The sequence below is a fragment of the Citrobacter sp. BIDMC107 genome, assembly GCF_001037575.1.
GTDB classification, from domain to species: Bacteria; Pseudomonadota; Gammaproteobacteria; order Enterobacterales; family Enterobacteriaceae; genus Citrobacter; species Citrobacter freundii.
Map to the genome: position 1 here is coordinate 500,697 of NZ_KQ089848.1, position 14,288 is coordinate 514,984.

General features: G+C 54.1%; 14 protein-coding genes, 2 tRNA genes and 1 pseudogene. 12 read left to right on the forward strand and 5 right to left on the reverse strand.

The features are described from left to right. The first annotated feature begins 49 nt into the window (after positions 1-49). Positions 50-125, forward strand: a tRNA-Asn gene (locus tag SK39_RS02460). A 140-nt stretch (positions 126-265) separates the two neighbouring features. On the opposite strand, the gene cbl is transcribed toward SK39_RS02460, so the two are convergent. Beyond that, positions 266-1,216, reverse strand: coding sequence for an HTH-type transcriptional regulator Cbl (cbl, locus tag SK39_RS02465; RefSeq protein ID WP_003846751.1), 951 nt, complete (start codon positions 1,214-1,216; stop codon positions 266-268). Between the two features lie 101 nt (positions 1,217-1,317). Next, positions 1,318-2,235 (reverse strand): nitrogen assimilation transcriptional regulator NAC, encoded by a 918-nt coding sequence (nac, locus tag SK39_RS02470; RefSeq protein WP_003030855.1) that lies wholly within the window; start codon positions 2,233-2,235, stop codon positions 1,318-1,320. Positions 2,236-2,561: 326 nt separating this feature from the next. Here nac and SK39_RS02475 point away from each other — a divergent pair. Next, positions 2,562-2,637, forward strand: a tRNA-Asn gene (locus SK39_RS02475). Positions 2,638-2,685: 48 nt separating this feature from the next. Here the strand turns inward: SK39_RS02475 and SK39_RS25290 are convergent. Further along, positions 2,686-2,907, reverse strand: a pseudogene (locus SK39_RS25290) (type II toxin-antitoxin system PemK/MazF family toxin); the annotation flags it as partial. 223 nt (positions 2,908-3,130) lie between these two features. Here SK39_RS25290 and fecI point away from each other — a divergent pair. The 7 genes from fecI (at position 3,131) to fecE (ending at position 10,690) form a co-directional block, all read left to right on the forward strand. Next, positions 3,131-3,652, forward strand: coding sequence for a ferric citrate uptake sigma factor FecI (gene fecI, locus SK39_RS02485; RefSeq protein ID WP_048216608.1), 522 nt, complete (start codon positions 3,131-3,133; stop codon positions 3,650-3,652). Next, entirely contained in the window at positions 3,649-4,602 is a 954-nt protein-coding gene (fecR, locus tag SK39_RS02490; RefSeq protein ID WP_048216609.1) for a ferric citrate uptake sigma factor regulator FecR, read from the forward strand. The genes fecI and fecR overlap by 4 nt, the downstream gene beginning before the upstream one ends. Positions 4,603-4,688: 86 nt before the next feature. Next, entirely contained in the window at positions 4,689-7,013 is a 2,325-nt protein-coding gene (fecA, locus tag SK39_RS02495; RefSeq protein WP_048216610.1) for a TonB-dependent Fe(3+) dicitrate receptor FecA, read from the forward strand. A gap of 58 nt (positions 7,014-7,071) precedes the next feature. Continuing rightward, a complete protein-coding gene (locus SK39_RS02500) occupies positions 7,072-7,974 on the forward strand; it encodes a Fe(3+) dicitrate ABC transporter substrate-binding protein FecB (protein WP_016149945.1) in 903 nt (300 codons plus the stop codon). Beyond that, positions 7,971-8,969, forward strand: coding sequence for an iron-dicitrate ABC transporter permease FecC (fecC, locus tag SK39_RS02505; protein ID WP_048216611.1), 999 nt, complete (start codon positions 7,971-7,973; stop codon positions 8,967-8,969). The genes SK39_RS02500 and fecC overlap by 4 nt, the downstream gene beginning before the upstream one ends. Next, positions 8,966-9,922, forward strand: a complete 957-nt coding sequence (gene fecD, locus SK39_RS02510) for a Fe(3+) dicitrate ABC transporter permease subunit FecD (protein ID WP_048216612.1) — start codon at positions 8,966-8,968, stop codon at positions 9,920-9,922. Before fecC ends, fecD begins: the two co-directional genes overlap by 4 nt. Beyond that, complete coding sequence (fecE, locus tag SK39_RS02515) at positions 9,923-10,690, forward strand: Fe(3+) dicitrate ABC transporter ATP-binding protein FecE (protein WP_003036301.1); 768 nt, start codon at positions 9,923-9,925, stop codon at positions 10,688-10,690. Positions 10,691-10,780: 90 nt separating this feature from the next. Here fecE and SK39_RS27790 read toward each other — a convergent pair whose 3' ends face one another. Further along, positions 10,781-10,996, reverse strand: coding sequence for an AraC family transcriptional regulator N-terminal domain-containing protein (locus SK39_RS27790; RefSeq protein WP_044700668.1), 216 nt, complete (start codon positions 10,994-10,996; stop codon positions 10,781-10,783). Between the two features lie 336 nt (positions 10,997-11,332). On the opposite strand from SK39_RS27790, the gene SK39_RS25295 reads away from it, so the two are divergent. Next, positions 11,333-11,953: a histidine phosphatase family protein gene (locus SK39_RS25295; protein WP_048241212.1), complete on the forward strand. Its 621-nt coding sequence runs from the start codon at positions 11,333-11,335 to the stop codon at positions 11,951-11,953. A gap of 176 nt (positions 11,954-12,129) precedes the next feature. Here the strand turns inward: SK39_RS25295 and SK39_RS02530 are convergent, their stop codons facing one another. Beyond that, the gene (locus SK39_RS02530) at positions 12,130-12,351 is read right to left on the reverse strand and encodes a hypothetical protein (protein WP_048216613.1); all 222 of its coding nucleotides are present in this window, start codon (positions 12,349-12,351) and stop codon (positions 12,130-12,132) included. Between the two features lie 97 nt (positions 12,352-12,448). Here SK39_RS02530 and SK39_RS02535 point away from each other — a divergent pair, with 97 nt between their 5' ends. Together SK39_RS02535 and shiA are read left to right on the forward strand one after the other, a co-directional pair. Further along, positions 12,449-12,652, forward strand: coding sequence for a hypothetical protein (locus SK39_RS02535; protein ID WP_048216614.1), 204 nt, complete (start codon positions 12,449-12,451; stop codon positions 12,650-12,652). Between the two features lie 244 nt (positions 12,653-12,896). Continuing rightward, positions 12,897-14,213 carry a shikimate transporter gene (gene shiA, locus SK39_RS02540; protein WP_048216615.1) on the forward strand — a complete coding sequence of 439 codons (1,317 nt, stop codon included), beginning with the start codon at positions 12,897-12,899 and terminating at the stop codon, positions 14,211-14,213. Positions 14,214-14,288: the final 75 nt, after the last annotated feature.

The window sequence follows — 14,288 nt, forward strand, 5'->3', positions numbered from 1 at the left end:
CTTTGACAACGCTGAGCGGCATCGCTAATATTCGCCTCGTTCAAACGATTCCTCTGTAGTTCAGTCGGTAGAACGGCGGACTGTTAATCCGTATGTCACTGGTTCGAGTCCAGTCAGAGGAGCCATATTTAAGAAGCCTGCTCAGGAAACTAAGCAGGCTTTTTGCTTTTCTGCGATCCCATTAGCCAGGTAGAGCGCTTCACTTCACACCCAGGCTTTTCCATACTGGCGACGATAGAAGCCCGTTTCTCACGGGCTTTTATTGTTAAATCTGATAATCAATCACCGCTTCATCTGGCTCCATCGCCTGACGCTTAATTTCATCGACGGATAACCCTGCGTTGCATAGCTCGATGAATCGCCAGACGTAGTTGCGCTGCAGTTGTCCGCGTTTAAGCCCTAGCCAAACGGTATTTGCATCAAACAAATGCCGGGTATCCAGACGGGTTAACGTCCCCTCTTCCTGCTCGCCGCTGGATTGCTCTGCCACCAGCCCAATCCCCAATCCCAGTGACACGTAAGTTTTAATCACATCCGAGTCCTGGGCGCTGAGAATAATATCAGGTATCAGCCCCTTGCGAGCAAACGCCTCATCAATACGGGAACGCCCTGTAATCCCCTGACGATAGGTAATTAACGGCCAGTGAGCGATGGACTCCAGCGTTAGCGGAGAAGCCTTCACTAATGGATGGTCCTGAGGAACAAGCAGGCTGTGGTGCCAACGAAACCAGGGAAAAGCCACCAACAATGGATCGCTGCTCAGCCGCTCACTGGCAATTCCGATATCTGCCCCGCCATTTTGTAGCAGGACATCAATCTCCTGTGGTGTGCCCTGAATAAGTTCCAGACGCACCTCAGGGAACAGCTCACGAAAGGCTTTTATCACCGCAGGCAAGCTATAGCGTGCCTGCGTATGCGTGGTGGCAATCGTCAAAACGCCGGACGTATCATTGGTAAACAGATCCGCCAGTCGACGAACATTGCTGGCCTCATTCAGAATACGTTCGGCAATGATCAGCAAGGCTTTACCCGGTTCAGTCATGCCCAACAGGCGTTTACCGCGACGGATAAAAATTTCGATGCCAAGTTCATCTTCAAGTTCACGAATGTGTCGGCTGACGCCCGACTGCGAGGTGTACAGTATATTCGCGACCTCCGTCAGGTTGTAATCCTGACGGGCCGCCTCGCGGATTATTTTGAGTTGCTGGAAATTCACGTTTCACTCCGGGCACATCAGACATTACGCTATTGTTAAAGTCTGATGCCCGGCATAACAAATAATAAAAACCTGCATCTTATTCCTCGCGGGAATAAGGTTTAGCTGACCAGCTGCAGTTCGCGATTTTCCAGCGCCGGACGGCTAACCAGCGATAGCAGGATCTCCTTCACTGCCTGCGCCTGGGGCGATAAGCTCCCTCTGGCTGATACGTTCAACGATAATGGCAGATTCATCGATGGGGTTGTGATGCGCGCCATCCAGCCGTTCGCTGCATTGCATAATGAACGGGCGGCCGACTCGGGCAACACTGTGACGCCCATACCACTGGCAATGGCGGCCGTCAGGGTGGAGATAGACTCAATTTCGCCAATCACTTTAGCCGTTAAGCGACGTAGCGAAAAAGCTTCATCCACGCGCAGGCGAACCGCGCTGTAATCCCGTGGCAAGAATAAATTCATCTGCGCCACCGCGGCTAAATCGACGCTTTGCCCCGGGCACTCACGCGTGCCGACCAGATACAGATCCTCTTTAAGCAACGGTTGACTGCTGATGCCCGCCACGGGTGAACGCTCATAGAGCACTGCCATATCTAATTGCCCGCTGAGCAGCTTGTCATTCAGCACTGCCCCACTGTTTTCATGCAGATAGACCTGCACATCGGGCAGTTCGGCACGTAGCGTCTGTAATAACGGCATGGTAATGGATGACGCTGCTGTCCCCGGCGCAAGGCCGATAGAGACCTGGCCTGTCAAGGTCTGTCCCACGTTATTAACCGCAAGTTGCGCCTGTTCACACTGACGTAAAATCGTCCGGGCGTGGGTATATAACACTTTTCCTGCTTCCGTCGGCGTGACGCCACGCTTGGTACGAATCAGCAATTGCTGATCAAGCTCACCTTCCAGCGTAGCGACCTGCTGGCTCAGCGCGGGTTGCGCAATGTGCAATACTTCCGCTGCCTGGGTCAGGCTACCAATATCGACGATTTTCACGAAATATTTCAGTCGTCTAAAGTTCATTTTGCCTCCTGTCGGAATACCAGAACCCGTGCTGGCAGTCATTGAATTCAGGATTGCAAGATACTTGCCACTTTCGTCTAAAACGGTGTTTTATGGTTAAAGCCGCACAAAGTCAGGAGTAAAAGCGAAGGAAGATCATTCTGCACACCGAAATATCTCATTCAGGCTGCCCTGGAAGAGGTAGACACGCACCAGAATGGGGCAAAAGCATAAAAAGACGGAAAGATCGCCGCTTTGCTGATTTTGTCAGCAAACGAACACACAAATGTATTTACCCCTTTGACAAGCCTCACCACCCTCGCTAATATGCGCCTCGTTCAAACGATTCCTCTGTAGTTCAGTCGGTAGAACGGCGGACTGTTAATCCGTATGTCACTGGTTCGAGTCCAGTCAGAGGAGCCATATTTAAGAAGCCTGCTCAGGAAACTAAGCAGGCTTTTTGCTTTTATGCTATTGCTCATTGCGCATATCAAAGCCACAGCTCAGTCTGGCCAACACTTCATTCATAATGACCGCAGGTATTTGTTCCAGGCGCTTGCCGTTCCGAGGTTCCATATCAATAGTTCTGGGCTGATCACGACGAATAACGCCCGTCGTTTTAGTGCCCGCATCATCCAGATAAACGCTAACACCAGCAGCATGAGCAAGGTTTCCGCCACTGGTGACAGGAAGTGAGGTGTCCGATTCTCACTCACAACAGACATGGTCAGATGTCATTCCAACCAGCACATGCCAAAAGCAGACTCCTTTTCCCATCCAATATCCACATCATAAGATTTCTATAAAAAACAATATTTTAAGACGTTCAACATAATACAATTATATTTCCAATTGTAATGATAACCATTCTCATATTACTATAATCGCGTGATAATTAACTTTTGATACATTCCGCATGTCTGACCACGCCACTACCACTGCTTCCTTTACGCTCGAGTCGCTTTATGATGCACATCACGGCTGGCTGAAAAGCTGGCTGACGCGCAAACTCCAGTCCGCCTTTGATGCAGATGACATTGCCCAGGACACTTTTCTACGGGTAATGGGCAGCGGGTCGCTCTCGACGATCCGCGATCCGCGCTCCTTCCTGTGCACTCTCGCCAAACGGGTAATGGTCGACCTGTTTCGTCGAAACGCGCTGGAAAAAGCCTATCTGGAGATGCTGGCGCTGATGCCGGAGGCGCTCGCGCCTTCGCCCGAGGAACGCGAGAGTCAGCTCGAAACCCTGCAACTCATCGACAGCATGCTTGACGGGCTGAGCGGAAAAACACGCGAAGCGTTTCTCCTTTCGCAGTTGGATGGTCTGACTTACAGCGAAATAGCGCTAAAGCTCGGTGTTTCGGTCAGTTCAGTGAAAAAATATATGGCAAAGGCTATCGAACATTGTCTGCTGTTTCGTCTGGAGCACGGTCTGTGAACGCCTCTATCACCGATTCTCGCCGTCAGGCTTTGCGCTCGGCATCACACTGGTATGCCGTATTGAGCGGCGAGCGTGTCAGCCCACAGCAGGAAGCGCGCTGGCAACAATGGTATGAAGAGGACAAAGATCATCAGTGGGCCTGGCAACAGGTTGAAAACCTGCGCAGCCAGCTCAGAAGCGTTCCGGGCGATATCGCCAGCCGGGCGCTGCACGATACGCGTCTTACCCGTCGTCATGTCATGAAAGGGCTACTGCTGCTGCTCGGCGTAGGCGGAGGCTGGCAGCTCTGGCAATCTGAAGCCGGAGAAGGTCTGCGCGCAGACTACCGCACCGCCAAAGGGGCTGTCAGCCATCAGCGGCTGGACGATGGCTCGCTGCTGACGCTCAACACACAAAGCGCCGCGGACGTTCGTTTTGATACGCGTCAACGCGCTGTCCATCTCTGGTACGGCGAAATTGCTATTACTACCGCAAAAGACGCGCAGCAGAGACCTTTCCACGTTGTGACCCGCCAGGGCCTTCTCACCGCGTTAGGCACAGAATTTACCGTCTACCAGCAGGACAACGTCACACGCGTTACCGTTCAACAACACGCGGTTGAAGTCTTACTGGCAAACCGTCCGCAGGAAAAACGCATCGTCAGCGCTGGCGAGAGTCTGCAGTTTAGCGCGTCTGAATTTAGTGCAATTACCTCAGCGGATGATGAAAGCGCCGCCTGGACGCAGGGCATTCTGAGCTTTAGCGATAAACCGCTGGGTGAAGTGATTGCCACGCTGAGCCGTTATCGCAACGGCGTGCTGCGTTGCGATCCGGCGGTGGCCGGGCTGCGCCTGAGTGGCACTTTCCCGCTGAAAAATACCGATGCGATTCTGGATATTATTGCCCAGACACTTCCAGTGAAAATTCAGACTATTACGCGATACTGGGTCAATATCTTGGCACTGTAAGAAAAATAATTCTCATTTTCATTGTCCTTTTTCCCCTTCTCATTCGACTCATAGCTGAACACAACAAAAATGATGATGGAGAAGGTATGACGCCTTTACGCGTTTTTAGCAAAACAACACCTTTGGTTAACGCCATTCGCCTGAGCCTGCTGCCGCTGGCTGGGCTCTCGTTATCCGCTTTCGCAGCGCAGATTGATATTGCACCAGGCTCACTCGATAAAGCGCTAAACCAATATGCCGCACGCAGCGGAATTACCCTGTCTGTTGACGCCAGCCTGACGCGCGGCAAACAGAGTAACGGTCTTCACGGTGACTACGACGTCGAAACCGGTCTGCAACACCTGCTGAACGGTAGCGGCCTGCAGGTGAAACCACTGGGGAATAACAGCTGGACGCTCGAACACGTTCCTGCGCCGCAGGAAGATGCGCTCACGGTTGTGGGCGACTGGCTGGGCGATGCGCGCGAAAACGACGTATTCGAACATGCCGGCGCGCGTGACGTTATCCGCCGTGAAGATTTCGCCAAAACCGGCGCGACGACCATGCGCGAGGTGCTGAACCGCATTCCTGGCGTTACCGCCCCGGAGAACAACGGTACCGGTAGCCACGATCTGGCGATGAACTTTGGTATTCGCGGCCTGAACCCGCGCCTTGCCAGCCGTTCAACGGTACTGATGGACGGTATTCCGGTGCCGTTTGCCCCTTACGGCCAGCCGCAGCTTTCCCTGGCACCCGTTTCGCTCGGAAATATGGACGCCATCGATGTGGTACGCGGCGGCGGTGCCGTACGTTACGGACCTCAGAGCGTGGGCGGCGTGGTGAACTTTGTCACCCGCGCCATTCCGCAAGACTTCGGTATCGAAGCCGGCATGGAAGGCCAGCTCAGCCCAACGTCCTCACAAAATAACCCAAAAGAGACACACAATCTGATGGTGGGCGGCACGGCGGATAACGGTTTTGGTACCGCCCTGCTTTACTCCGGCACCCGCGGCAGCGACTGGCGCGAGCACAGCGCGACGCGCATCGACGACCTGATGCTGAAAAGCAAATATGCGCCGAACGACGTGCATACTTTCAACAGCCTGCTGCAATACTACGACGGTGAAGCCGACATGCCCGGCGGCCTGTCGCGCGCGGATTACAACGCCGACCGCTGGCAGTCCACGCGCCCTTACGACCGCTTCTGGGGGCGTCGCAAGCTGGCAAGCCTCGGCTATCAGTTCCAGCCGGACACTCAGCACAAATTCAATATTCAGGGCTTCTACACCGAAACCCTGCGTAGCGGCTACCTGGAACAGGGCAAACGCATCACCCTTTCACCGCGTAACTACTGGGTACGCGGCATTGAACCGCGCTACAGCCAGAGCTTTATGCTTGGCTCTTCCGCGCACGAAGTCGGCGTGGGATATCGCTATGTGAGCGAGTCGACGCATGAAATGCGTTATTACACCGCCACCAGCAGCGGGCAGTTGCCGTCCAACTCCAGCCCTTACGATCGCGACACCCGTTCCGGTACCGAAGCGCACGCCTGGTATCTGGATGACAAAATCGACGTAGGCAACTGGACGATCACTCCGGGTATGCGCTTTGAACATATCGAGTCATACCAGAACAACGCCATCAAAGGCACGCATGAGGAAGTGAGCTACAACGCCCCACTTCCGGCGCTCAACGTGCTCTATCACCTTACTGACAGCTGGAATCTTTATGCAAACACCGAAGGCTCGTTCGGCACCGTACAGTACAGCCAAATTGGCAAGGCTGTGCAAAGCGGCAATGTGGAACCGGAAAAAGCGCGAACCTGGGAGCTCGGAACCCGATACGACGATGGCGCGCTGACGGCAGAAATGGGGTTGTTCCTGATTAACTTTAATAATCAGTATGACTCAAACCAGACCAACGACACCGTAACCGCACGGGGTAAAACGCGCCATACCGGGCTGGAAACCCAGGCCCGCTATGACCTTGGCACGCTGACACCCACGCTGGACAACGTTTCGGTCTACGCAAGCTATGCGTATGTGAACGCCGAGATCCGCGAGAAAGGCGACACCTACGGCAACCAGGTACCGTTCTCGCCGAAACACAAAGGCACATTGGGCGTGGACTATAAACCGGGTAGCTGGACGTTAAACCTGAACAGCGATTTCCAGTCCAGCCAGTTTGCGGATAACGCCAACACCGTTAAAGAGAGTGCCGACGGCAGCACCGGCCGCATCCCGGGCTTCATGCTCTGGGGCGCACGCGTCGCCTATGACTTTGGTCCGCAGATGGCAGACCTGAACCTTGCGTTCGGCGTGAAAAATATCTTCGACCAGGCGTACTTCACCCGCTCTTACGACGACAACAACAAAGGCATCTACGCAGGCCAGCCGCGCACGCTGTATATGCAGGGGTCGTTGAAGTTCTAATTCACACCGATTTCGTAGGCCGGGTAAGCGCAGCGCCACCCGGCTTTCAGGAGCACCGATGTTCACATTTATCCGCACACTTTTCGCCGCTCTGCTGCTGGTCACCAGCCACGCTTTTGCAGCCACGGTTCAGGACGAACATGGCACCTTTACGCTTGATAAAACGCCACAGCGGATAGTGGTACTGGAGTTGTCATTCGCGGACGCGCTGGCTGCCGTCGATGTCAGTCCTGTCGGCATTGCCGACGATAACGATGCCACGCGCATTCTTCCTGAAGTTCGCGCCCATCTGAAACCCTGGCAGTCTGTCGGCACGCGCGCGCAGCCGAGTTTAGAAGCCATTAGCGCGTTGAAACCGGATCTGATCATTGCCGACAGCAGCCGTCATGCGGGTATTTTCAGCGCCTTACAGCAAATAGCACCGGTTCTGCTGCTGAAATCTCGCAATGAAACCTACGCTGAAAATCTTCAGTCTGCGGCCATCATCGGCGAGATTGTGGGCAAAAAGGCACAGATGCAGTCACGTCTGGCGCAACACAAACAACAGATGTCAGCGTGGGCCAGCCAGTTGCCAAAAGGCACGCTGGTGTTGTTTGGTACGTCCCGGGAGCAGCAGTTCAACCTGCATACGCAGGGGACCTGGACCGGGGGCGTCCTGACCTCTCTGGGGCTGAAGGTACCTGCGGCGATGGCGGGTGCGTCTATGCCGTCCATCGGCCTGGAACAGCTGCTGGCGCTCAATCCTGCATGGCTGCTGGTCGCCCACTACCGCAAAGAGAGCATCGTCAAACGCTGGCAGCAAGACCCGCTGTGGCAGATGTTAACGGCTGCGCAAAAACAGCAGACGGCGTCGGTCGACAGTAACGCCTGGGCGCGGATGCGCGGCATTTTTGCGGCCGAACGTATTGCCAGCGACACGGTAAAAATCTTCCATCACCAGCCTTTATCCGATGTGAAATGACAGTTCTCAGACATCCGGCGTTGCAATGGGGTCTTCCCCTTGCCGCGCTTATCACTCTCTTCTGGCTGAGTCTGTTTTGCTACTCGGCCATTCCTGTTTCTGGCGTTGACGCCATTCACGCTCTGCTGCCGGGCCATACGCCGACGCTTGCACAAGCGCTGGTGCAAAACCTTCGTTTGCCGCGAAGCCTGGTCGCCATTCTGATCGGCGCAAGCCTGGCTCTCGCGGGAACGCTGCTGCAAACCCTGACGCATAATTCAATGGCATCTCCTTCACTGCTCGGCATTAACAGCGGCGCGGCGCTGGCTATGGCACTGACCAGCGCGCTCAGCCCCGTGCCCGTTTCGGGTTACTCCATCTCCTTTATCGCCGCCTGTGGCGGCGGCGTAAGCTGGCTGCTGGTGATGACCGCAGGCGGCGGATTTCGCCATACCCAGGACAGAAACAAACTGATCCTCGCGGGTATCGCGTTCTCGGCGTTTTGCATGGCCCTGACCCGCATCACCCTGCTGCTGACGGAAGATCACGCCTACGGCATTTTTTACTGGCTCGCGGGAGGCGTATCCCACGTACGCTGGCAGGAGTTCTGGCAGCTTTTCCCGGTGGTGGCAGTTGCTATACCGGTGGTGTTGCTGCTGGCCAATCAACTGAATCTGCTTAACGTCAGCGACAGCACCGCCCGTACGCTGGGGGTGAATCTGCCGAAGCTGCGTTTAATCATCAACATTCTGGTGCTGCTTCTGGTCGGTACCTGCGTCAGCGTGGCCGGCCCGGTGGCTTTTATCGGTCTGTTGATGCCGCATCTGGCTCGCTTCTGGGTAGGATTTGACCAGCGCAAGGTCCTGCCGATGAGCATACTGATGGGCGCCACACTGATGCTAGTGGCGGATGTTCTGGCCCGCGCGCTGGCTTTTCCTGGCGAATTACCCGCGGGGGCTGTGGTTGCTCTGATTGGTGCGCCCTGCTTTGTCTGGCTGGTCAGGAGGCGTGGTTGAAAATTGTGTTAGTCATTTTTATCGCCCTCGCACTGGCAGGATTTTCGCTGCTGTCTCTGCAAATGGGGGGGATCGCCGTTCCCTGGCGCGCCCTGCTGACCAACTGGCAGGCCGGGCGTGAGTATCATTACGTGTTAACGGCGTACCGCCTGCCGCGACTGCTGCTGGCGTTGTTTGTCGGAGCAGCCCTCGCGGTTGCAGGCGTTCTGGTACAAGGGATCGTTCGTAACCCTCTGGCGTCGCCGGATATTCTCGGCGTAAACCATGCCGCCAGCCTTGCCTCTGTGGGCGCACTGCTTCTCGTACCGTCACTGCCGGTGATTGCTCTGCCGCTGCTGGCCTTTGCCGGTGGCATGGTGGGCCTGATACTGCTGAGAATGCTGGCGAACACCAGCCAGCCGATGAAGCTGGCACTCACGGGTATCGCGCTGTCTGCCTGCTGGGCCAGCCTGACGGACTGGCTGATGCTTTCGCGCCCGCAGGATGTGAACGGCGCCCTGCTGTGGCTGACCGGCAGCTTATGGGGCCGTGACTGGAGCTTTGTGAAGATTGCCGTCCCGCTGCTAATGTTGTTTCTGCCGCTGAGCCTGGGTTTTTGCCGCGATCTCGACCTTCTGGCACTGGGCGATGCCCGCGCCACCACGCTCGGTGTGTCGGTGCCGCGTATCCGGCTCCTGGCTTTGCTACTGGCCGTCGCCATGACATCTACCGGCGTGGCCGTCTGCGGCCCAATTAGTTTTATTGGTCTTGTGGTGCCGCATATGGTGCGCAGTATTACCGGTGGGCGTCACCGCTGGCTGCTGCCCATATCGGCCATGACAGGTGCGTTGCTGCTGGTGGTTGCCGACCTGCTGGCGCGAATTACTCATCCCCCGCTGGAGCTTCCGGCTGGCGTACTGACCGCCATTATCGGTGCACCGTGGTTTGTCTGGCTGCTTGTGAGAATGCGATAAATGACATTACGAACTGAAAATCTGACGGTCTGTTACGGTACAAACAAGATCCTTGATGGCGTTTCACTCGCCCTACCAGCGGGGAAGACAACCGCCCTGCTCGGCCCTAACGGCTGCGGGAAATCGACGTTGCTAAACTGTTTTTCACGGCTGTTAGCGCCGCAATCCGGTGGCGTATTTCTCGGCGATAATGCCATCAACACGCTCTCATCACGCCAGCTAGCCCGCAGGCTGGCGCTGCTGCCCCAGCACCATTTAACGCCAGAGGGGATCACCGTCCAGGAGCTTGTTTCGTACGGTCGCAACCCGTGGTTGTCACTCTGGGGGCGCCTCTCCGTTGAAGACAATGCGCGGGTCCAAGATGCTATGCACCAGACCCGGATCCAACATCTTGCCGACCGACGATTAACCGATCTTTCCGGCGGTCAGCGCCAGCGCGCCTTTCTGGCGATGGTCCTGGCCCAGAATACACCCGTCATACTACTCGATGAGCCAACCACCTATCTCGATATCAATCACCAGGTGGAACTGATGCGGTTAATGGGCGAACTCCGGGCTCAGGGGAAAACGGTGGTCGCAGTGCTGCACGACCTTAATCAGGCCAGCCGGTACTGCGATCATCTGGTGGTAATGGCGAACGGACATATTATGGCGCAAGGCACACCAGAAGCGGTGATGAACCCTGGATTGCTGAGAACCGTATTCAATGTGGATACGGAAATACACCCCGAACCAGTATCTGGTAGGCCGATGTGTGTAGTGAGGTAAATGACACAAGCTGTAATGGTACCATGGTCTCAACAGGTCGCCTGTCATATCACTTGCGCTGTGATGACTTCACCCTGCCCAGGTAACATTTCAACTGTTCTGAGCTGAATAATATTGCAGCGTTCTGTCATCAATCATCATGCGTTTAGGACCAGTCAAAACCATGTTAATCATCGGTTCATAAATTGCAGACAGGCGGTGTTCAGGGATTACCCTCAACACCATAGCAACCCGTGAAATGCAGGTTTCGGTACGCTGATTATCCGTGGCTAATGCAAGTTCTCGTAACTTCGGTAATTTTTGCATTTAACGAGTGATAACACGTCGCTGTATGCACAGCAAGAGAGGCAGGATAAAGGAAAAGCGAAGAGGATGGAGAAACGGGGAGACGCGTTAATTCATCTTTCCGCTTAATATTAACGGGCGCCGGGTTGCTTCATGCCAACGTCCGCTGAGTGCCAAAAGCGGAAGTTAACTACGGATAAAATTCAGCGCCTCACACCCAGAGCCGCTGCATAACGGCAATAAGCTACACTTGTTCATTATTTCCAAAACCGGAAAGCCTTCTGCTGCTTCAACGGTGTGTATTTGACATCGCGCTGTTGGGGCATTTTGAACAACAACGAGCATGGCCCGCTAACGATGAAATTGATACTTGTTCGACACGCAGAAACAGAGTGGAATTTGGACGGAATTATTCAGGGGCACAGCGATAGCTCCTTGACCTGTCGGGGTTTGCGTGAAACATCCGTCCTACTAGCAGCGTTTAGTGCAAGTGAATATCAAATAGAGCGTGTTTACGCTTCTCCGCTTGGACGTGCCTGGCAAATGGGGCAAAGCCTGGCTGAACACTTTCGCTGTTCACTGACGGCTGAACCGGCCCTTAAAGAGCAGGCCTTTGGTCAGTTTGAAGGTATGCCGTTAGAACTACTCAGACAAAAACATCCGAACGATTCAAATGCATTATTCAGGCTTGATGCAGAGTATTGTCCACCTGGGGGGGAGTCACTGGCGCATGCTTCTCAGCGAGTTATGCGTTTTTTACAAAACCTGGAAGATACTTCATCACATCAACAAACAATATGTATTGTGTCTCACGGGCATGTCAGTCAGGGCACTCTGGCAATTCTTAAAGAAGGGACTGTCAATAGTTTCCCTCGCTATGCTCACCCCAATGCAAGTTATTCTGTTATCGACCTGATTAATGGAAAATGTATCGGCCTAAAGTGGGGGATTGCTACACATTTACGTCACCTGAATTAGTGGTCACCTTGCAATCATTGAACACCCATCCTGCCAGAGCCATCATTATTATTTAAGCACAATGTCAGCCCCTCGCTCAAAGTTGCCCCTCAGCTCCACACCAGGTGTTGAGTAAACGCATCCGTGTAAGTGCACAATTTTCATGTGCCACTAAAGCAGTGTGTTCCCATCGACATTCAGTCAGCTTTATACGCCTGCCACTCGCGCCAGACATTCTCAGGATCAATATCGCGGTAGCCACGCTCTCTGATTATATCCTCGGCTGCTTCGGCCGGCAGGCGGATGGCTGTAGCACCATCGCGAATGGACTCAACCTCATCGCGGGTCAATTCCCGTCCTATGTCCTGTTCTTTATCAATCAGGACTACGATCAACGCAGGGATAAAAACAATCCTCATACTGACAAGCCTCTGAAATATTCGCATCCCACTGTATCACCTACAGTTTTGATATCATTCAGTAATCGTCAATTTATTACCAGGACGGGAATCATTCATGACATTACAAATCCGTGACGCCACACCGGCCGACGCGATGTTGCTTAATGCGCTGGGCTACCGCATCTACCGCGCACATTTTGAACAAAAGGTACTGGAGCTTCGCTTATATGTCCACGGAGATAACGGGCTTGCGATTCGTGCTTATGAGCGATGTGGTTTCACTGAATCTCCGTATACCATTATGAAAGTGGATTTATAGCTTCCCCAAATACAGTACTCCTAATGCTCCGCCTGAAATCAGAACACTCCTGACAGGCCACGATTCCACCTGATTCAGATTTTTCATTCATCTTATTTTTCATGTTGCCATCAGATGAGGGAGATAATCGTTTTCACTTCCCGTCTGTCGCGGTAATCTCATAACGGTCGTTAATATTGCGACTGCAATGTGTGTAACCCAACTCAAATACTAATAACTAAAAAACAGTACAGACAGGATAACTATGGATTCCACCCTCACCTCCACGGGTCCCCAACAGGACGCCTCTTCGCTTAACCGCGCCCGACGCGCTGCGCTTGGCAGCTTCGCGGGTGCCGTGGTCGACTGGTATGATTTTCTGCTTTATGGCATTACTGCCGCACTGGTCTTTAACCACGAGTTCTTCCCGCAAGTCAGCCCAGCGATGGGGACACTTGCCGCATTTGCTACCTTTGGCGTCGGATTTTTGTTCCGTCCGTTAGGCGGGGTGATCTTCGGCCACTTCGGCGATCGTCTGGGCCGTAAACGTATGCTGATGCTTACCGTCTGGATGATGGGTATTGCCACTGCGCTGATAGGGATTATTCCCTCTTTTGACACCATTGGCTGGTGGGCTCCCGTTCTGCTGGTGACGCTGCGTGCTATTCAGGGATTCGCCGTTGGCGGTGAATGGGGCGGCGCAGCGTTGCTCTCGGTCGAAAGCGCGCCGAAAAATAAAAAAGCCTTCTACAGCAGCGGCGTTCAGGTTGGTTACGGCGTCGGACTGTTACTTTCTACCGGTCTGGTCTCGCTGATTAGCTCGCAAACCACCGATGAGCAGTTCCTGAGTTGGGGCTGGCGTATTCCATTCCTGTTCAGCATCGTGCTGGTATTGGGCGCGTTGTGGATGCGTAACCGAATGGATGAATCGGCCGAATTCGAACAGCAGCAGCAGGCACCGCAACCAGAGAAAAAGAGACTACCGGTAGTCGAGGCATTAATCCGTCATCCAGGGGCGTTTTTGAAAATTATAGCTCTGCGCCTGTGTGAACTGCTGACGATGTATATCGTCACCGCGTTTGCCCTTAATTACTCCACGCAGAATCTGGGCTTACCTCGCGAACTGTTTCTGAATATCGGGTTGTTAGTTGGTGGACTGAGCTGTCTGACCATCCCCTGCTTTGCCTGGCTCGCCGACCGCTTTGGTCGCCGGCGCGTTTACATTACTGGCGCACTGGTCGGGACGCTTAGCGCATTCCCGTTCTTTATGGCGTTAGAAGCGCAATCCATTTTCTGGATCGTGTTCTTCGCGATTATGTTGGCCAACATTGCACACGATATGGTGGTCTGCGTACAGCAGCCTATGTTTACCGGTTTGTTTGGCGCAAGCTATCGCTACAGCGGCGCAGGCGTTGGTTATCAGGTAGCAAGCGTAGTTGGCGGCGGTTTTACCCCCTTCATTGCTGCTGCACTGGTAACATTCTCCGGCGGAGACTGGCACAGTGTAGCCATTTATCTGATGGCGGGTTGTCTTATTTCCGCGACTACAGCATTGCTGATGCGGGATAAGCAGCACGGTTAAGCCCGGGTGCGGAGGCCGTCCGGTCTTCGCGCAATCTTCCTCAACGTCTGACTTTTGTTTCACATTCCTGTGACA